Source organism: Arthrobacter sp. ISL-28 (assembly GCF_018613875.1).
GTDB lineage: Bacteria > Actinomycetota > Actinomycetes > Actinomycetales > Micrococcaceae > Arthrobacter.
In genome coordinates this window covers 406,987-425,618 of sequence record NZ_JAGGPJ010000007.1, presented here as the reverse complement: position 1 = coordinate 425,618, position 18,632 = coordinate 406,987, and the positions used below count along the sequence as shown (strand labels likewise).

Annotated in this window: 16 protein-coding genes; 3 read left to right on the top strand and 13 right to left on the bottom strand. The window is 66.4% G+C overall.

The window, feature by feature from the left end; all coding sequences use genetic code 11:
• Positions 1-349: 349 nt before the first annotated feature.
• The 4 genes from tyrS to J7E80_RS06795 form a co-directional block, all read right to left on the bottom strand.
• Positions 350-1,663: a tyrosine--tRNA ligase gene (tyrS, locus tag J7E80_RS06810; protein ID WP_215050699.1), complete on the bottom strand. Its 1,314-nt coding sequence runs from the start codon at positions 1,661-1,663 to the stop codon at positions 350-352.
• A gap of 71 nt (positions 1,664-1,734) precedes the next feature.
• On the bottom strand, positions 1,735-3,963 hold the full coding sequence (locus J7E80_RS06805; RefSeq protein WP_215050698.1) for an AAA family ATPase: 2,229 nt from the start codon (positions 3,961-3,963) through the stop codon (positions 1,735-1,737).
• Positions 3,964-4,140: 177 nt separating this feature from the next.
• Positions 4,141-4,698, bottom strand: a complete 558-nt coding sequence (locus tag J7E80_RS06800) for an adenine phosphoribosyltransferase (protein ID WP_215050697.1) — start codon at positions 4,696-4,698, stop codon at positions 4,141-4,143.
• A 51-nt stretch (positions 4,699-4,749) separates the two neighbouring features.
• On the bottom strand, positions 4,750-5,469 hold the full coding sequence (locus J7E80_RS06795) for a DNA-3-methyladenine glycosylase (protein ID WP_215050696.1): 720 nt from the start codon (positions 5,467-5,469) through the stop codon (positions 4,750-4,752).
• 196 nt (positions 5,470-5,665) lie between these two features.
• Here J7E80_RS06795 and J7E80_RS06790 point away from each other — a divergent pair, with 196 nt between their 5' ends.
• Positions 5,666-7,159 carry a DNA-3-methyladenine glycosylase 2 family protein gene (locus tag J7E80_RS06790; protein ID WP_215050695.1) on the top strand — a complete coding sequence of 498 codons (1,494 nt, stop codon included), beginning with the start codon at positions 5,666-5,668 and terminating at the stop codon, positions 7,157-7,159.
• Entirely contained in the window at positions 7,156-7,728 is a 573-nt protein-coding gene (locus tag J7E80_RS06785) for a methylated-DNA--[protein]-cysteine S-methyltransferase (RefSeq protein ID WP_251036502.1), read from the top strand. Before J7E80_RS06790 ends, J7E80_RS06785 begins: the two co-directional genes overlap by 4 nt.
• An 8-nt stretch (positions 7,729-7,736) precedes the next feature.
• On the opposite strand, the gene J7E80_RS06780 is transcribed toward J7E80_RS06785, so the two are convergent.
• From J7E80_RS06780 to argC, 9 genes are all read right to left on the bottom strand, one after another.
• Positions 7,737-8,474 (bottom strand): maleylpyruvate isomerase family mycothiol-dependent enzyme, encoded by a 738-nt coding sequence (locus J7E80_RS06780; RefSeq protein WP_215050694.1) that lies wholly within the window; start codon positions 8,472-8,474, stop codon positions 7,737-7,739.
• 108 nt (positions 8,475-8,582) lie between these two features.
• Entirely contained in the window at positions 8,583-10,016 is a 1,434-nt protein-coding gene (argH, locus tag J7E80_RS06775; RefSeq protein ID WP_215050693.1) for an argininosuccinate lyase, read from the bottom strand.
• A gap of 5 nt (positions 10,017-10,021) precedes the next feature.
• Entirely contained in the window at positions 10,022-11,227 is a 1,206-nt protein-coding gene (locus J7E80_RS06770; RefSeq protein ID WP_215050692.1) for an argininosuccinate synthase, read from the bottom strand.
• Between the two features lie 77 nt (positions 11,228-11,304).
• Positions 11,305-11,835: an arginine repressor gene (locus J7E80_RS06765; protein ID WP_215050691.1), complete on the bottom strand. Its 531-nt coding sequence runs from the start codon at positions 11,833-11,835 to the stop codon at positions 11,305-11,307.
• Positions 11,836-12,843 carry an ornithine carbamoyltransferase gene (gene argF, locus J7E80_RS06760; RefSeq protein WP_215050690.1) on the bottom strand — a complete coding sequence of 336 codons (1,008 nt, stop codon included), beginning with the start codon at positions 12,841-12,843 and terminating at the stop codon, positions 11,836-11,838. It lies immediately after the preceding gene.
• Positions 12,840-14,114, bottom strand: a complete 1,275-nt coding sequence (locus J7E80_RS06755) for an acetylornithine transaminase (protein WP_251036501.1) — start codon at positions 14,112-14,114, stop codon at positions 12,840-12,842. The genes argF and J7E80_RS06755 overlap by 4 nt, the downstream gene beginning before the upstream one ends.
• Complete coding sequence (gene argB / locus J7E80_RS06750) at positions 14,111-15,064, bottom strand: acetylglutamate kinase (protein ID WP_215050689.1); 954 nt, start codon at positions 15,062-15,064, stop codon at positions 14,111-14,113. The genes J7E80_RS06755 and argB overlap by 4 nt, the downstream gene beginning before the upstream one ends.
• Positions 15,065-15,094: 30 nt before the next feature.
• Positions 15,095-16,261 (bottom strand): bifunctional glutamate N-acetyltransferase/amino-acid acetyltransferase ArgJ, encoded by a 1,167-nt coding sequence (gene argJ, locus J7E80_RS06745; protein ID WP_215050688.1) that lies wholly within the window; start codon positions 16,259-16,261, stop codon positions 15,095-15,097.
• Entirely contained in the window at positions 16,258-17,289 is a 1,032-nt protein-coding gene (gene argC / locus J7E80_RS06740) for an N-acetyl-gamma-glutamyl-phosphate reductase (protein ID WP_215050687.1), read from the bottom strand. Before argC ends, argJ begins: the two co-directional genes overlap by 4 nt.
• 233 nt (positions 17,290-17,522) lie before the next feature.
• On the opposite strand from argC, the gene J7E80_RS06735 reads away from it, so the two are divergent.
• A complete protein-coding gene (locus J7E80_RS06735; protein WP_215050686.1) occupies positions 17,523-18,626 on the top strand; it encodes an acyl-CoA desaturase in 1,104 nt (367 codons plus the stop codon).
• The last annotated feature ends 6 nt before the right edge of the window (positions 18,627-18,632 follow it).

Sequence of the window (18,632 nt, the reverse complement as noted above, 5' to 3'; positions counted from 1 at the left end):
GAGTTCTCAAACAACAGACACATTCGAATACTTCTCGAAACAATTTACAATTCAGTTCGTAAATTTATTTGTTTCGCATTTCTTCGCTGCGATGTTTATAGCCTATTTCATTCATATTCACTTTGCAAATCCGGGTTGTTTTCCCGATATTCACTTCGTGGAACGAATCCGCCCATAACAAAAGGAAGCTTTTCTTCATTTTCATGCTTCGCACATGAAGAATCGCTTCTCAAGTGAAGGGGGTTTGTCACCACTCAGCGGCGGCGACTCAGAAGACATTACACGCTCCTCCGCGGCCGTGCAAATCGGTCGCGGAGGAGCGGGTAAGCAGTCTTCGGCGTGCCCGGGACTAGACGCCGGACACTTGGACCGTGGCCAGGTTCTTCTTGCCCCGGCGCAGCAGCAGGTACTTTCCGTGAAGCAGCTCGGAGGCAGGAATCACCGCATCCGGATCCGACACTTTGGCATTGTTGACGTAGGCGCCGCCCTCACCAACAATCCTGCGGGCGGCCGATTTACTCTCCGAGAGTCCGGAGGCCACGAGCAGGTCGATGATGCCAAGGTCCGCCCCGTCCACGGATGCGGAAGGCAGCTCCGATGTCGCCGCGGCGAGGGTCTGCTCGTCCAGCAGGGAAAGGTCGCCGTTGCCGAACACGGCGGCCGAGGCTGCGATGACTTTTTCGGTGGCCTCGACACCATGAACCAGTGATGTCACTTCGTAGGCGAGCTTCCGCTGGCCTTCCCGTGCGAACGGACGTTCAGCCGTGGACTCACCCAGCGCCTCGATCTCGGCGCGGCCAAGGAACGTGAAGACCTTGAGGCGGTCCACAACATCGGCATCAGCGGTGTTCAGCCAGAACTGGTAGAACGTGTACGGGGTGCACATGGCCGGATCCAGCCAGATGGCGTTGCCTTCGCTCTTGCCGAACTTGGTGCCGTCGGAGTTGGTGATAAGCGGAGTGCCGAGCGCGTGGACAGTCTTGCCCTCCACCTTGCGGATGAGTTCCGTGCCGCTGGTGAGGTTGCCCCACTGATCCGATCCGCCGGTCTGCAGCACGCAGCCGTACTCGCGGTAGAGCTGAAGGTAGTCCATTCCCTGCAGGATCTGGTAGCTGAACTCGGTGTAACTGATGCCTTCTTCCGAGTTGAGGCGCGACGCGACAGCATCTTTGCGCATCATGGTGCCCACGCGGTAGTGCTTTCCAATCTCGCGCAGGAAGTCGATGGCGCTCAGCGGCGCTGTCCAGTCGAGGTTGTTGACCATGCGGGCGGCATTGGCACCCTCAAAGCTGAGGAACCTGCGGACCTGTGCCTGCAGGTAGCCCACCCACTCAGAAACGGTGTCTTTCGTGTTCAGGGTGCGTTCCGCCGTCGGTCGCGGGTCACCAATAAGCCCGGTGGATCCGCCCACGAGGCCGAGGGGCTTGTGGCCGGCGAGCTGCAGGCGCCTCATCAGGAGAAGCTGGACCAGGTTCCCCAGGTGCAGGCTCGGTGCCGTGGGGTCGAACCCGCAGTAATACGTGATCGGATCCCCGGCGAGGAGTTTCTCCAGTTCCACCTCATCGGTGGAGACGTGGACGAGGCCGCGCCATTTGAGCTCCTGCCAGATGTTGGCGAAGCTGGGGTCGTTCTGTTGGGATTCGAGGTCGTTTAGTTGTGGCACGCCTTCTAAGTTAGCAGGATCAGCGGCCCGGGGCGCTGGTTGCCAGGTGCCCCGGACCAATCCCTGCGAGCTTAGCGTTCGATGCCGGCGGGAATCCCCGCAGCCGCGATCAGCCGCAGCCGCTGGGTTGGCCGGGTCATGGCGACATAGAGGTCACCGACGCGGCCGTGTTCGTGATTCAGCATCACCGACGGTTCAAGGACCACGACGCCGTCGAATTCGAGCCCCTTGGCCTCTCTCGGGCTGATCACCACAACATCCTGTTCGTAGCTCCCGGCACCTGTGCCGAGGCGGTGGCCGTAAATGGCGCGCAACGCTGAGGTTGCCTCCTGCAGGAGGTCACCGTCGGCAATCACCGCAAGCAGGCCGCCGTCGATCGCCTCCAGTTCCTCGGGCAGCACCTCAACGAGCCGGCTGACCAGACTGCCAGGTTCCACGAGGTCAATGATGGGAGACCAACGGCCCTCGCGGACCGCCTTGGGCGCGGACACGACGAGCCCTGCGGCGTTGGCCATCCGTGCGGCCGCTTCGGCGATCTGCGACGGCGTCCGGTAATTGACGGTGAGCTCTTCCAGCTGCCACCGGTCGCCAAACATCGGCGCGAGGGCGCCGTGCCAGGACTTTGCGCCCGCCACCGAGCTGGTCTGGGCTATGTCCCCCACGATGGTGAAGGATTTCAGCGGGCAGCGCCGGACGAGCAGGCGCCACTGCATGGGTGACAGCTCCTGAGCTTCATCGACCACGATGTGGCCGAACGCCCAGGTGCGGTCGCTCGTGGCTCGCTCGGCGGCCGTCAGCCGGGCCTCGCGCTCCTGGTTCTGCTCAACCAGTTCCTCGGCGGACATCAGGACGTCGACCCCGGCCGACTCCATGTTGACGAGCGTCTGGCGGGCGTTGGCCAGATCACGGGCCCGGTCGTGCTCCTGCTGCGCGAGTCCGCGGCCTGCGGCGGGATCAAGCTCGCCGAGGAGCTCTGCTGCCTCGTCGAGCAGGGGAACGTCCGCTTCGGTCCAAGGGGAGCCAGGCGCGCGGAGCAGGAGTTCGCGCTCCTTGGGGGTGAGGTTGGGCGTGCAGGCCTCCAGGATCGCTGGCTTGCTCAACAGCTCACCGACGAGCTTTTCGGGCGTCATCGGCATCCAGCAGAGGTTCAGCGCGATCCGGACATCGCGCGCAGAGCGGACGTCCTCGGCAAGATAGGACCGGTCGGCGTTGTTGCCGATGTTCCCGGCTTCCACGAGTTCCGTGATCTGCTCGGTGAGTTCGCGGAGGAGGATCTTGACGAACGTGACGCGTGCTTCGTTGTGGGGCTTGCCTGTGGAGCGTGCACGTTCCCGGGCGCGCCGGACCTGCCGCGGTGTGAGGACCAGCTTGCGTCCATCCACTTCCAGGACGCGGTTTCCGGCCGGGATGCGCTGCCGGTTGGCCACTGCGTTGGCGATGACGTCGGCCATGTCCAGCCGCCCCTTGAGGGCGGCCACGTCCGCTTCCGTTTCCGGCACGGCGTTGATGCCGGGCATCAGCCGGCCGACGCTGGCCATGACCACGCCGGTTTCGCCGAGGGACGGCAGGACGCGTTCGATGTACTTCATGAAGGACGACGACGGCCCCACCAGCAGCACGCCGGCGGTCTTGAGCCTGTCCCGGTGCGTATACAGGAGATAGGCGGCGCGGTGCAGTGCGACGGCAGTTTTACCGGTTCCCGGTCCGCCCTGGACCACGAGGGCGCCCGAGATGGAGGACCTGATGATGCGGTCCTGTTCGGACTGGATGGTGCCCACGATGTCCGACATCCGGCCAGTCCGCTTGGAGTTCAGGGCAGCGAGCAAAGCGCCCTCCCCCTGCAGGGAATCGTTGTCCGCCAGCATGTCCGCGTCGAGGACGTCGTCCTCGATAGCCTTGACTTCGCGGCCCTGGAGGATCAGGTGCCTCCGCCGGCGCACACCCTGGCGGTCGAAGGCCGTGGCCTGGTAAAAGTGCCCTGCTTCGGGCGCGCGCCAGTCCACCATGAGGCGCTGCAGGTCCTCGGTGGTCAGGCCGATGCGGCCAATATACTGCGCCTCACCGGAGTCAAGGTCCAGCCGGCCGAACACCAGGCGGTCGTCGACGGCGTCGAGTTGCGCCAGGCGGTCTTCGTACAGTGCAGCGAAGGCGTCGCGTTCGGAAACGTTCTGCATGGTGCCCACCGCTCCGGCGCGGCGCACCTGCGCCAGCTGGGCGCGCTTTTCCTCGCGCAATTCATCAAGCCGTGCGTACAGACCGGCAACATAGTCCCGTTCGTGGGCCAAATCGGCGTCGAGCATTAACGTTCCCCTATCGCAAAAGACAGACCGTCCATTCTACAACCATTTTCGCCAGCGCGCCCTTGTGGTCCGCGCTCCGGTGTTTCCCGGCCCATCAGGCGACTGGCATTCCTACCCGCGTGCGGACGGGCAGTCCTGCCGGACAGTCGGATGCTGGACACGGCGTGGTAAGGATTGCTAGAGACGCAGCAGCGAGCGTACGCGGTGCCCGGACAGGGCGGCGCGTCCCCGCAGCTCCCCCAGTTCCATGACGACACCTACACCGGACACGTGGACACCGCAGCGTTCGAAGAGCCGTACTGCTGCACTCAGAGTGCCGCCCGTGGCCAGGACGTCGTCCAGAATCAGCACGCGGCTGCCGGCGGGCAGGTCCGTGGTATGCAATTCCAGCGTGGAGGTTCCATACTCCAGGGCGTAGTCCTCGGAGTACACGGCACGCGGCAGTTTGCCGGCTTTCCGCACAGTGATAACGCCTGTTCCGGTGGCGTAAGCTGCGGCGGCGGCCAGCAGGAAGCCGCGGGCCTCGACTCCGGCCACGGCATCAAACTGGCCCTTAAACGGTTCCACCAGGGCGTCAACCACAGCGCGGAGTGCCCGGCCGTCGGCGAACACCGGGGTCAGGTCCTTGAACATGATTCCCGGTCTGGGATAGTCCGGCACGGTGGCGCAAAGCCCCGAGATCAGCTCGTCAACGGGAACGGACTTAGGGGCCTGTGTCTGCTCGCTCTGGTTCACCCGTCCAGCCTACGGTGTCTGGCCCAGTCATGGCCCAGGTCATGGCCCAGGTCAGGACCGGACCGGACGGACCTTCGCGGCTTTATAGCGGGATACGGTGGGATCGTCGGTCAGCCAGAAGCGCCAGGGGTAGTCGTGGGAGCCCCCGTCACCGGCGACGCCCACCCTGGGACCTGCACTGAAATCGACCGCTGGCGCTGCGGGCAGCTCCAGCCCGAACGGGTGGGTGAGGGCGTCGCGGCCGCTGTCCGCTGTCGTCAGTCCGAGTGCCGTGGCCAGGCGGGCGGGTCCGCTGGCAAGGTCCCTGGCCGATTTCGACGTGGGCCGCCTTGCAAGGGCAAGAGGCAGCCCGTCCACAATCTCCCCCGCACGCAGCAGCACGGCGGAGGCGTGCCCGGCCGGTCCGCAGACGATGTTGGCGCAGTAGTGCATGCCATAAGTGAAATAGACATAGAGGTGGCCGGCGTGGCCGAACATCGGTGCATTCCGGCGGGTGGGGCCTCGGAAGGTGTGGGATCCGGGATCGGGATGCAGGGAATCGCCAGGCCCCATGTAGGCCTCCAGTTCCGTGATCCGCACCGACACGGACCCTTCGGGGCTGTGGTGCGTGAGGACGGAACCCAGGAGCAGGGGCGCTACCTCGCGTGCATCGCCGGAGAGGAATTCGCGCACCTGATTCGGCGGCACAGCATTTTCCGGCACGTCGCCTGCCGGCGTCTGCCCCTCTGGCACCTCATCCTCTGGCACCGGGATACTGCTGCTGACGGTCATGCTCCGACTTTACCTATAGGTGCACCTGCGGTTGAATGCCGGACTGGCCCGGTTTTGCCGCTCTTTCCGCGGCAGCCGGCGTCTCGGACCGGGGCCGCACGCTCAAAACTGGGCTGGTCCGGCACGCACCGCCCCGGTCCACGGCCATGTCCGATTTCCGCTAGCTGTGTCCTCGGCCGGCTGGGAGGATGGAGTCATGGACTTCTGGCAGCGCTACCGGGCGATTGATGCGCGGGACACCCGTTTCGACGGGCAGTTCTATACGGCGGTGCGGACCACGGGCATCTACTGCAGGCCGTCGTGCCCGGCAAGGACGCCTAAGGCCGAGAACGTCACCTTTTATGAAACGTCGGCTGCGGCCCACGACGCCGGATACCGGGCATGCAAGCGCTGCCTGCCGGAGGCCGTCCCGGGAACTCCGGCCTGGAATCTACGCTCGGACATCGCCGGCCGCGCTATGCGGCTCATCAACGACGGCGTGATCAACCGCGACGGCGTGGAGGGACTGGCTGCCCGGCTGGGATATTCGTCCCGGCAGCTGAACAGGATCCTCAGCCACGAACTTGGTGCCGGGCCGCTCTCCCTCGCGAGGGCCAGCAGGGCGCAGACCGCCCGCACACTTCTGGTGTCCACGGCCATGAAACTCGCTGATGTCGCGTTTGCTGCCGGCTTCAGCAGCGTCCGGCAGTTCAACGAGACCGTGGGCGAGGTGTTCGACATGACACCCACCGCCCTGCGCGCCACTGCGAGGCATCATCCGTCGCCCGCCTCCAGCACGGCGCTCACGCTGAACCTTCCCTACCGCGAGCCTTTCGATCCCGGCATCTTCAGCTTCCTCGCGGTACGCGCCATTCCGGGAATCGAGGCCGGAACGGCGTTCTCTTACGCCCGCACGCTGCGGCTGCCGCACGGCGACGCCCGATTCAAAGTTGAATACAACGCTGTGGAGGACGACGCCGGCGCCCCGGGGCGGCCGCTGGTGCTTTCCATCGGCGCGGTGGACCTGCGCGACCTTCCCGTCCTGCTGAGCAGGGTCCGCCGACTCTTGGACCTCGATGCGGACCCCTTGGCCATTGACGGTGCCCTCAGCCTGGATCCAAGGCTGTCACAGGCTGTTGCCGGAACTCCCGGCATCCGCATGCCGGGGGCCCTGGATCCGCACGAGCTCCTGATCCGGGCCATGGTCGGCCAGCAGATCACCGTGGCTGCGGCCCGTACGGCGCTCACGCAACTGTCCGCCGCGGGCAGCACGAGCTCCGCCGCCGGCGAAGGGCTGGACAGGATATTTCCGACGCCCGAGCAGATCGCACTGGCGGGCGAAGACCTGTTGCGTGGGCCGCGGCGGAGAATAGACTCGCTCGTGGCAACCGCCGCCGCGCTTGCTTCCGGAGATCTCGAACTCGGCTACGGCGACGATTTGCCGGGGCTGCGCGCCAAACTCCTCCCCCTGGCCGGTGTTGGACCGTGGACTGCGGGCTACGTGGCGATGCGGGTGATCGGCGCTCCGGATGTCTTCCTGGCCAACGATGCGGCGGTGCGCAACGGGATCCGTGCGCTGCCCGCCGGGCCGGATGCGCCCCTGTCGTCCGATTTCAGCGAGGTCAGCCCGTGGCGGTCCTACGCCACAATGCACCTCTGGCGGGCCGCCGCTGCCGCGCCGAAAACCACCACCGCGAAGGCACAGACATGAAGGCAGAAATGAAAGTCCAGCACAACGGCGCAGGCTTCAGGGCCCAGCTGCTCACCATGCCCACCCCGGACGGCCCGTTCACCATCATCGCCCGCGACGGCGTGGTGCTGGCTTCGGGCTGGACCGCCGACCCGGCCGATCTCACCGGACAAATCCATGCGGAATTGCTGCCCGGGGACTATGACAGGGTGGACGACCTCGGCCCCATTTCCTCGGCCGTGGACGCCTTCTACGCAGGGAACCCCGCGCCGGCGATGAGGGTGCCCGTCGTGCAGAAGTCAGGCCCCTTCCGCGCCCATGCCTGGGATGTGCTGCGTACTGTCGGCCCCGGAACACCGGTGACCTACACCGAGTACGCGGAGCTGTCCGGCAACGCCAAGGCCGTCCGGGCAGCGGCCAGCGCGTGCGCCTTCAACGCGGCAGCCCTGTTCGTGCCGTGCCACCGGGTGGTCCGCACCGACGGCACGCTGGGCGGTTTCCGGTGGGGGCTTCGGATCAAGGAAAGCCTCCTGGCGCGGGAGAAGCAGGCACTGGCAGCGGCTGCCGCCAGCAGCCTCTCCCCAGGCTGAGCGTCCGGCTACTTCGTCCCCGGCACCCCTGCCGGCCAGGGCAGCAGCTCCGGAAGGTCTACACCGTCGGCCGCCGCCGAGGCACGCAGGCTGCCCAGCGAAGGTTCGCGTCCGGCCAGCCAGGCCGCAATGTCCGTGACCATGCCGCTGACCACCGTGGAGTGCCCGGCTGCCCCGATCGTCACCGGCGGAAGCCCCAGTGGCTGGAGGACGAACTTCTGGCCTTCCGGCACCCACTGGGTCAGGAAGTCGAACAGGTGCTCGCAAAAAAGCCTGCTCCATGTTTCAGGCCCCAGCCCCGTGCCGAGGTCGGAGGCATGGATCACGAGTTCGCGCCAGAGGGCACATGCGCCGTCGAACACCACCCCTCCGCGGTATGCGATGGGGGCCTGCCAGCCGTCAGAGTCCAGGGCGTCGAAGGCCCGCAGGGCCCTTTCCAGCGCCGCATCCAGATCGGCGCGGTGCTGCTCGATACTGTGGCCCGCGGCCATCTCGATGGCTTTGGTGCGGCCCTCGTAGCCGCCGTCATACAGCTCCACGGACTCGCCCCGGGAGGCGGACTCGAGCTGCCGGGCCATCGCGTTGGAGATGCCGGTGATGTGCGCCAGGAGGTGTCCGCGGGTCCAGCCCGGAAGTTTCGAGGGCGCCGTGACGTCATCAGCGGTGAGTTTTGCCGCCTGGGAGGCTACGGCGTCGGCCGCTTTGTGCAGTTCAATGAGCACTGTCTCAGGTGTGATTGCGGTCATAGGGCAATCGTAGCGGACGGTTAATGGCCCTTAACTACCCCGAGACAGCCTCGCGGCAGTGTTCTTGGGAACACTGCCGCGAAGTCCAGCTCCAGACGCTCCAGCGTCCTACCCGGCGTACTCGCGCACGCCGGCGAGCTCCGCGTCCAGCGCAGCAAGCTGGCGTTCGACGGCGGCCGGCGCGGTACCGCCCTGCGAGCTGCGGCTGTTGAGCGATCCCTCGGTGCTGAGGACCGTGCGGACCTCCGGCGTGAGGTGTTCCGAGATGGCCGCATACTCCTCATCCGTGAGGTCCCACAGCTCGACGTCGCGGCTTTCGGCCTGCTTGACGGCGGCACCGGAGAGCTCGTGCGCCTCGCGGAACGGAACGCCCTGGCGGACGAGCCATTCGGCGATGTCCGTGGCCAGCGCAAACCCCTGCGGTGCCAGCGACTCCATCCGTTCGGTGTTGAACTTCAGGGTGGCGATCATGCCGGAGACGGCCGGCAGCAGCAGTTCGAGCGTGTCGGCGGCGTCGAACACGGGCTCCTTGTCCTCCTGCAGGTCGCGGTTGTACGCCAGCGGCAGACCCTTCAGCGTGGCCAGGAGCCCGGTCAGGTTGCCGATCAGGCGCCCGGCTTTACCGCGCGCCAGTTCAGCCACGTCCGGGTTTTTCTTCTGCGGCATGATCGACGATCCGGTGGAATACGAATCGTGCAGCGTGACGAAGGAGAACTCCTTGGTCGCCCAGAGAATGACTTCCTCGGAGACCCGGGACAGGTCCACGCCGATCATGGCCGTGACCCACGCGAACTCGGCGAAGACGTCGCGGGAGGCGGTGCCGTCGATGGAGTTGTGCGTTGCCGAGAAGAAGCCCAGGTCCGCGGCGACTGCCTCCGGATCCAGGCCCAGCGAGGAACCTGCCAGCGCACCGGACCCGTAGGGGGAAACACCGGCGCGCTTGTCCCAGTCCTGCATCCGCTGCACATCGCGCAGCAGCGCCCAGGCGTGGGCGAGGAGGTGGTGGCTGAGCAGGACCGGCTGGGCGTGCTGCAGGTGCGTGCGGCCGGGCATGGCCACGCCCCGGTGCGCCTTGGCCTGGTCCACGAGGGCATCGATGGTGGCCAGCACGCCGCGGGCAATGATCCGGGCATGGTCGCGCAGGAACATGCGGCCAAGGGTGGCCACCTGGTCGTTGCGCGACCGGCCGGCGCGGAGCTTGCCGCCCAGCCGGGTGCCGGCGCGCTCGATCAGTCCGCGTTCCAGCGAGCCGTGCACATCCTCGTCGGACTCCGCTGCCGTGTAGGCGCCGGAGGCAACGTCCTCGTCCAGCCGGGTGAGGGCCGCCAGCATGCCGTCGAGCTCGGTGTCGTCCAGCAGGCCGGCCTTGTGCAGCACCCGGGCGTGGGCCATGGAGCCGGCGATGTCGTAGCGGGCCAGCCGCCAGTCAAAGTGCGTGGACTTGCTCAGCGCCGCCAGGGCATCTGCGGGACCGCCGGCGAAACGGCCGCCCCAGAGAGCACCTACATTTGTAGAGCCGGTGGTCGAATTCTGCTCAACCACCGGGGCTACTTTCCTGCGACGCGGATGTCGCGGCCGGAGGCAACCTTGGCGGACATGCCCCACAGCTCGATGAAACCGCGGGCCATGGACTGGTCGAAGGTGTCGCCGGTGTCGTACGTGGCGAGGCCGAAGTCGTAGAGCGAGGTTTCGGAGCGGCGCCCGTTGACAATTGCCTGGCCACCATGGAGCACCATGCGGATGTCGCCGGAGACGTAGCGCTGGGTGTCCTCGATGAAGGCATCAAGGGAGCGCTTGAGCGGGGAGAACCACTGGCCGTCGTAGACCAGCTCGGCCCAGCGCTGGCCGACTGTGGCTTTGAAGCGTGCCTGCTCGCGCTCGATCGTGATGTCCTCAAGGTGCTTGTGCGCCGTGATCAACGCCATGGCACCCGGGGCCTCGTAGATTTCGCGGGACTTGATGCCCACAAGGCGGTCTTCGACAACGTCGATGCGGCCTACACCCTGGGCCCCGGCGCGGCGGTTCAGTTCCTTGATGGCCTGCAGCGGCGTGACCTTGACGCCGTCGATTGCTACCGGCACGCCGGCCTCGAAGGAAATGGTGACTTCATCGGGCGCCGGCGGGAATTCCGGGGCGGCCGTGTAGTCGTAGATGTCCTTGGTGGGGGCGTTCCAGATGTCCTCGAGGTAGCCGGTCTCGACGGCGCGTCCCCAGACGTTCTGGTCGATCGAGTACGGGTTCTTCTTGGTGGTTTCAATCGGCAGTCCCCTGTCCTCGGCGAAGGCGATGGCCTTGTCGCGGGTCAGGGCGAGGTCGCGGACCGGGGCGATGCACTTCAGGTCCGGGCCGAGTGTCTGGATGCCCACTTCAAAGCGGACCTGGTCGTTGCCCTTGCCGGTGCAGCCGTGGGCAACGGTGCTGGCGCCGAACTCGCGGGCGGCCTTGACGAGGTGCTTGACGATCACCGGCCGGGAGATGGCGGAAACCAGGGGGTAGTGGCCCTGGTAGAGGGCGTTCGCCTTCAGGGTGGGCACGCAGTATTCGTTCGCGAATTCATCACTGGCGTCGGCCACGTAGGCTTCGACGGCGCCGCAGCCCAGCGCGCGCTGGCGGATGGTCTCCAGCGACTCGCCGCCCTGCCCGACGTCGACCGCCACGGCGATGACCTCGGCGCCGGTGGCTTCACCGATCCAGCCGATGGCTACGGAAGTATCAAGGCCACCGGAGTAGGCCAGAACAATGCGCTCAGTCACGGAAATGCTCCTCTTGTTTTTGGTTGGTTTTTGTCTTTGTCTGATGAAAGCCTGTCACACCGCCCGCATCGGACGGCTTACTGGCCGGCTTCCTCGGCGAGCTGCAGAAAGCGTGCGGCAAGTTCGGGGCCGCCGTGCGGATCCCGCGCGACGAGCAGCACGGTGTCGTCCCCGGCAATCGTGCCCAGGATGGACGGCATCACGGAATGGTCGATGGCCAGGGCCAGGAAGTTCGCGGCGCCGGGCGGGGTCCGGAGGACGGCGATATTGGCCGACGCTTCGGCGGTGACCAGGAGTTCCCCGCACAGCCTGGCAAGCCGCGCGTCGAGGATTTCCTGGCTGACGCCGCTCTTGGCCGCCCGCTCCCCGCCCTCGCCGGGCACGGCGTAGACCAGGACGCCTTCCTTCCCGCGGACCCGGACGGCGCCGAGCTCCACAAGGTCCCGGGACAGGGTGGCCTGGGTGACCTGCACGCCGTCGTCCGCAAGCAGCGCCGCAAGCTCCGCCTGCGACCGCACCGACTCGCCCGTCAGGATCGCGGTGATCCGCGCCTGGCGGGCCGTCTTGGTCGCCGGGCTCGCGCCCGGCGGCTGGGGCTGGACCGACAACTACGCCTGCCCTCCCACCGGCGGCAGTCCCTCAACGACAGCCAGTCCCGATTGGTGCATGAGCCACGCCATCAGTGCCTTCTGCGCGTGCAGCCGGTTCTCTGCCTCATCCCAAACGATCGACTGCGGGCCGTCGATGACGCCCGCCGAGATCTCGTATCCGCGGTACGCGGGAAGGCAGTGAAGCACGACGGCGTCGTCCGCCGCATGCGCCATAGCGGCCTCATCGACGGAGTACTTCCGGAATAGCTGAAGCCGGGCTTCCTTTTCGGCTTCCTGGCCCATGGACACCCAGGTGTCGGTGGCCACGACGTCGGCGCCGGTGAGGGCTTCCGCCGCGTCCGTGGTGATGAGGACCGACCCGCCTGTTTCCGCGGCGCGCTCCTGGGCCACGGCCACAATGCCGTCCGAGGGCAGGTATCCCTCCGGTCCGGCGATACGCACGTGCATGCCGGCGGTGACACCGGCCAGCAGGTACGAGTTGGCCATGTTGTTGGCGGCATCCCCGAGATAGGCCATGGTAAGGCCCTGGAGCTCACCCTTGTGCTCCTTGACGGCCAGGAGGTCCGCCAGGAGCTGGCAGGGGTGGTAATCGTCGCAGAGGGCGTTGATGACCGGTACCTTGGAGTTTTCCGCCATGGCCACGAGGCCGGAGTGTGCGCCGGTCCGCCACACGATGGTGGAGACCATGCGCTCAAGTACCTTGGCCGTGTCCTCCACGGATTCCTTGTGACCGATCTGGGCCTCACCCGGGTTGATGATGAGGGCGTTGCCGCCCATATCCGCAACCCCGGTGGCGAAGGAAACCCTGGTGCGGGTTGACGTCTTGTCAAAGATGATGGCCACGGTCTGGCGGCCGCTTCCGTCCGCGGCGAAGGGCTGCACGCTGTACGGCGCGGCCTTCAGGCGGACGGCAAGATCCAGCACCTCGGCCTGCTCGGCCGGGCTAAGGTCCGTGTCTTTCAGGAAGTGGCGGGTTTTGACTGATGAAGTCGCGGGTGAAGTCACTGTGCTTCCTTTGCGGTTTGCAGGATGGCAGGCAGGGCGGCCAGGAAACGGTCCGCCTGTTCTTCCGTCAGAATCAGGGGCGGGGCCAGCCTGATGGTGCGGGGTCCGGGGCTGTTGATGATGAATCCGGCGTCCAGGCCGGCGGTGACAACGGCGGGTGCAACATCGGCATCCAGATCGAAGCCGATCAGTAGCCCCTCGCCGCGGACTTCCGTGACGCCGTCGACGGCCGCAAGGGCCGAGCGGATGTACTGCCCTACGGCGCGGACGCTCTCCAGCACGTGCTGGTTTTCGAGGGCGTGCAGCGTGGCCAGCGCTGCCGCCGTGGCAACGGGATTCCCGCCGAACGTGGTGCCGTGCTGCCCGGCGGTCAGGAGTGATGAGGTTTCCGGGCCGAACGTGACGAGGGCGCCGATGGGGAACCCGCCACCCAGGCCCTTGGCCAGGGTGACGGCGTCCGGCACGATACCGGCGTCTTCGCTGGCCAGCCATTTGCCGGTGCGGCCGATGCCGGTCTGGACCTCGTCCAGGATCAGCAGGGCGCCCGCGGCCGACGTTACCTCGCGGGCGGCCTTCAGGTACCCGGCAGGAAGGGGCCGGACACCGGCCTCGCCCTGAATGGGCTCCAGGAAGACGGCTGCCACGGTGTGGTCCACGGCGTTCCGCAGCGCTTCAATGTCGCCGAACGGGATGTGCTCCACGCCGCCGGGCATCGGTTCGAAAGGCGCCCGGTACGCTTCCTTAGCCGTGAGCGCCAGGGCGCCCATGGTCCGGCCGTGGAAGGCTCCTTCCAACGCGATGATCCTGGTCCGGGCCCCGCCCGGCCCGTCGGAGTTCCGGCGGGCAAGCTTGAAGGCAGCCTCGTTGGCTTCGGTCCCGGAATTCGTGAAGAACACCTTCGATCCCGCCGGCGCCTTGCTCAGGGCCAGGAGCTTCTCGGCGAGGGCGATCTGGGTGGGGCTGGTGAAGAAGTTGGAGACGTGCCCGAGCGTGGCCAGCTGGCTGGCGATCACCGAGGTCACGAACGGATGGGCGTGACCCAGGGCGTTGACGGCGATGCCGCCGAGCAGGTCCAGGTACTCCTTGCCGTCCGCGTCCCAGACGAGGCAACCGGCCCCGCGGACCAGGACGCGCTGCGGCGTGCCGAACACGCCCATGAGCGACGACGAGTAGCGGGCCAGCCAGTCGGCTCCTGTTGCGTGACCCGGCCCTTCGGCCAGCTCCCGTGCAGGCGACTGTTCGACCACTGCGGATTGTTCAAGGTTGCTCATGCGCCTACTTCCTCGTCTGGTACCACCTGCGTGCCGATGCCCGCCGCCGTAAACGTCTCGAGCAGCATGGAGTGCGCAAGGCGCCCGTCCACGATATGCGCGCGCTCCACTCCCCCGTCGATTGCCTTGAGGCACGCCTCCATCTTGGGGATCATGCCGGATTCGAGCGACGGCAGCAGGTCACGGAGCTCGGAGGCCGTCAGCGACGAAATCAGCGATGAGCGGTCCGGCCAGTTCGCGTACAGGCCTTCGACGTCGGTCAGAATCACCAGTTTGGAGGCGCCGAGCGCTTCGGCCAGCGCGGCAGCCGCGGTGTCGGCGTTGACGTTGAGGACCTGGCCGGTGGTCTGGGCCCTGCCTCCATCAGTATTCCCGTCGCCGGCGATCTCAGGGGCAACCGTGGAGATCACCGGAATCCGGCCGGCGGCGAGGATGTCCACAATGCCCTCGGGGTTGACGCCCACCACCTCGCCCACCAGGCCGAGGTCCACTTCCTCGCCGTCCACGACCGTTCCGGTCCGGACCGCCCGCAGCAGGCCGCCGTCTTCACCTGACATGCCCACGGCGTAGGGCCCGTGGGAGTTGATCAGCCCAACGAGTTCGCGTCCCACTTGGCCGGTGAGGACCATGCGCACCACGTCCATGGCCTCCGGGGTGGTGACGCGCAGGCCGCCCTTGAACTCCGACTCGATGCCCAGCCTGCTCAGCATGGCGTTGATCTGCGGTCCGCCGCCGTGCACCACCACGGGGTGGATGCCCACATGGTGCAGGAACACGACATCTTCGGCGAAGGCACGGCGGAGCTCATCGTTGACCATGGCGTTGCCGCCGTACTTGATCACCATGGTGGTTCCGGCAAAACGCTGGATCCAAGGAAGTGCCTCGATCAGCGTGCCGGCTTTGCTTTGGGCATCACTCATGGACGTGTTTTCGCGGGTCTGGGTGTTCATGCTGCGGTATCTCCAGGGTTGCTGGCGGATTTAGCTTGAGTACGCGCTGTTCTCGTGGACGTAGTCGTGCGTGAGGTCGTTGGTCCAGATGGTCGCTTCGGCATCGCCTGACTGGAGATCGATCTCCACCAGGACTTCACGCGGTTCCAGGTCCACGAGCTTGCGGTCCTGACCGATGCTGCCGTTCTGGCAGATCTGGATGCCGTTCATGGAGACTTGGAGCTCGTCGGGCTCGAAGACGGCGTCAGTGGTGCCAACGGCGGACAGGACGCGCCCCCAGTTCGGATCCTTGCCGAAGATGGCGGCCTTGAAGAGGTTGGACCTGGCCACTGCCCGGCTCACGGTTTCGGCGTCCCGTTCGCTGGCGGCGTTGAAGGTCCGGATGGCGATGTCGTGGCTCGCGCCTTCGGCGTCTCCAATCAGCTTGCGGGCAAGTTCCGCGCACACCTGGGTGAGGCCGGCGCCGAAAGATTCGGCGGAAGGCACGGCGCCGGAGGCACCGGAAGCCATCAGCACCACGGTGTCGTTCGTGGACATGCAGCCGTCGGAGTCGGTCCGGTCAAAGGTGACGCGGGTGGCATCGCGGAGGACCATGTCGAGCAATTCAGGCTGGACCTCGGCGTCCGTTGTGAGGACCACCAGCATCGTGGCCAGCCCGGGGGCGAGCATGCCGGCACCCTTGGCGATGCCGCCGATGGTGAAGTGCGTGCCCTCGCCGTCAACGCTGGTGAAGACAGCCTGTTTGGAGACCGAGTCGGTGGTCATGATGGCGGTGGCAGCAGCGGATCCGCCGTCCGCACTGAGGGCGGCTGCTGCGGCGTCGATTCCAGGGAGGATCTTGTCCATGGGCAGCTGCTCGCCGATCAGGCCGGTGGAGCAGACGAAGACATCGGTGGCTGAAATGCCGAGGACTTCTGCCGTTTTCTCTGCCGTGGCGTGCGTGTTCTGGAAGCCCTGCGGTCCGGTGCAGGCGTTGGCGCCGCCCGAGTTCAGGACAACGGCATCCACCCGGCCGTCAGACACCACCTGGCGCGACCAGTGGACGGGCGCGGCCGCTACGCGGTTCGAGGTGAATACCGCTGCGGCCGACTTGGAGGGGCCGTCGTTGACCACGAGGGCGAGGTCCGGGTTTCCGGAAGCCTTGAGGCCAGCCTTGACGCCGGCGGCGCGGAATCCCTGAGGTGCGGTGACGGTCACGGGGCAACTCCCTGCAGGTTGAGGCCGGCGGTTTCCGCCAGGCCGAGGGCAATGTTCATGGACTGCACGGCTCCGCCGGCGGTTCCCTTGGTCAGGTTGTCGATGGCGCACGTGACGATGACGCGGCCGACGTGCTCGTCAAACGCCAGCTGCAGTGTGGCATGGTTGGACCCCTGCACGGACTTCGTGGAGGGCCACTGGCCTTCGGCGAGCAGGTGCACGAAAGGTTCCTCGTCGTAGGCTTCCGCCCAGGCGCGGCGCAGCTCCGCGACCCCCACGCCGGGTTTGACCCGAGCCGTGGCCGTGGTGAGGATTCCCCGGCTCATCGGCGCCAGCGTCGGCGTGAAGGAGACAGTCACGGCCTCGCCCGCAGCCTGCGACAGTCCCTGCTCGATTTCCGGGGTATGGCGGTGCCCGCCACCCACTCCGTAAGGACTCATGGAGCCCATGACCTCGGCCCCGATCAGGTTGACCTTGGCGGCCTTCCCGGCTCCCGACGTGCCGGAGGCGGCGACGATGACCACGTCTTCCCCCTGGAGGAGACCGTTGGCGAACCCGGGCGTCAGGGCGAGCAGGGCCGACGTCGGGTAGCAGCCGGGTACAGCGATCCGCGTGGCACCCTTGAGCGCCTCGCGCTGTCCTGGCAGTTCGGGCAGCCCGTACGGCCAGGTGCCCGCATGCTCGGAAGCGTAGAACTTCTCCCAGGCAGCGGCATCCTTCAGCCGGTGGTCGGCTCCGGCGTCGATGACAACGGTTCCCTCCGGCAGCTGGGCGGCAATCCTGGCCGACGTACCGTGCGGCAGCGCAAGGAACACGACGTCGTGGCCCGAGAGGTTCTCCACCGTGGTGTCCTCGAGGATCCTGTCCGCGAGGCCATGGAGATGAGGCTGCAGTTCCCCTAGTCTGGAACCGGCGTTGCTGTGCGCCGTGATGGCACCGATGGTGACGTCAGGGTGCGCGGACAAAAGGCGCAGTACCTCGCCGCCGGCATAACCGCTCGCGCCGGAGACGGCAACAGAAATAGTCATGGCTACGACTATACAGCAAGAGTATGCATAGGTCCCGATATTTATGCATACACCCGCCATGCCCCGGCGATGCCTTACCCCGGGCTCTTGGTCCGCCCCGTAAACCCCGGGTCGGAACGGCTTGAGACAATCGGACGAGCGGCGGGAGCGTATGCTTGGCAAAGGGTGACCCAGACTGCGCAGCCGAATGTCGGCTGCAGCATTGCCCGTAACAGTTACGAGGCAAGCCGTTCATGACGCCCACCATCACTTCTGAACGCCCACAATCCCGGGTCCGCCAGTCCAGGATCAGCCAGGCCAATCCCGTCACGCAAAGCTACTCGGACCTGCTCAAGTCAGTGCGGGCGGCCGGCCTGTTGGAACGGCGGCAGGGCTTCTACATCACCGTCTTCTCCAGCCTGGTCGTCCTCATGGCAGCCACCTGGTTCGGCTTCGCACTGATCGGGCCGAGCTGGTTCCAGCTCCTGATCGCGGCTGCCCTCGGGATCATCTGCACGCAGCTGAGCTTCCTTGCCCACGAGGCAGGCCACCGCCAGATTTTCGCTTCCCGGCGCGCCAATGACTGGTCTGCCCGGCTGATTGCCACCTCAGTTGCGGGCATCAGTTATTCGTGGTGGGAGCAGAAACACGGGGCGCACCACAACCACCCCAATGTCATCTCCAAGGACCCCGACATCGCGACCGGCGCCCTCGCTTTCCACACCGAGGCCGCTGCCGGCCGTCAGGGACGCCTTTCCTTCCTCACGCGCAAACAGGGCTGGTTCTTCTTCCCGCTGCTGTTCCTGGTGGGCCTGGGCCTGCAGATCGACTCGATGCGCTTTATCTTCCGGCGGGCCAAAGTGACACACCGCTGGGTGGAACTGCCGATCCTCCTGGTCCGGCTCAGCATTCTCCCGCTGCTCGCCTTTTCGTTCCTCCCGCTCGGGATGGCCTTCGCCTTTGTCGGCGTGCAGCTCGCCGTCTTCGGCTTCTACATGGGCGCCTCCTTCGCTCCGAACCACAAGGGCATGCCGGTTTTGCCTGCAGACAGCCGGGTGGACTTCCTGAGCCGCCAGGTCCTGACTTCCCGGAATATTTCAGGTGGCCGATTTATGGACATCCTGCTCGGGGGCCTCAACCGCCAGGTGGAGCACCACCTCTTCCCCGACATGGCCCGCCCCCAGCTGCACAAGGCGACCGCAATTGTGCGTCAGTACTGCGACACGCACGGCATTCCCTTCACCGAGACGACGCTGACGGCCTCCTATGGCATCATCGTGCGGTATCTCAACGATGTGGGACTCGCGGCCGGTCGGCGCTTTGAGTGCCCCATGGCCACGGTCACCCGGCGCTACTGACGCCTT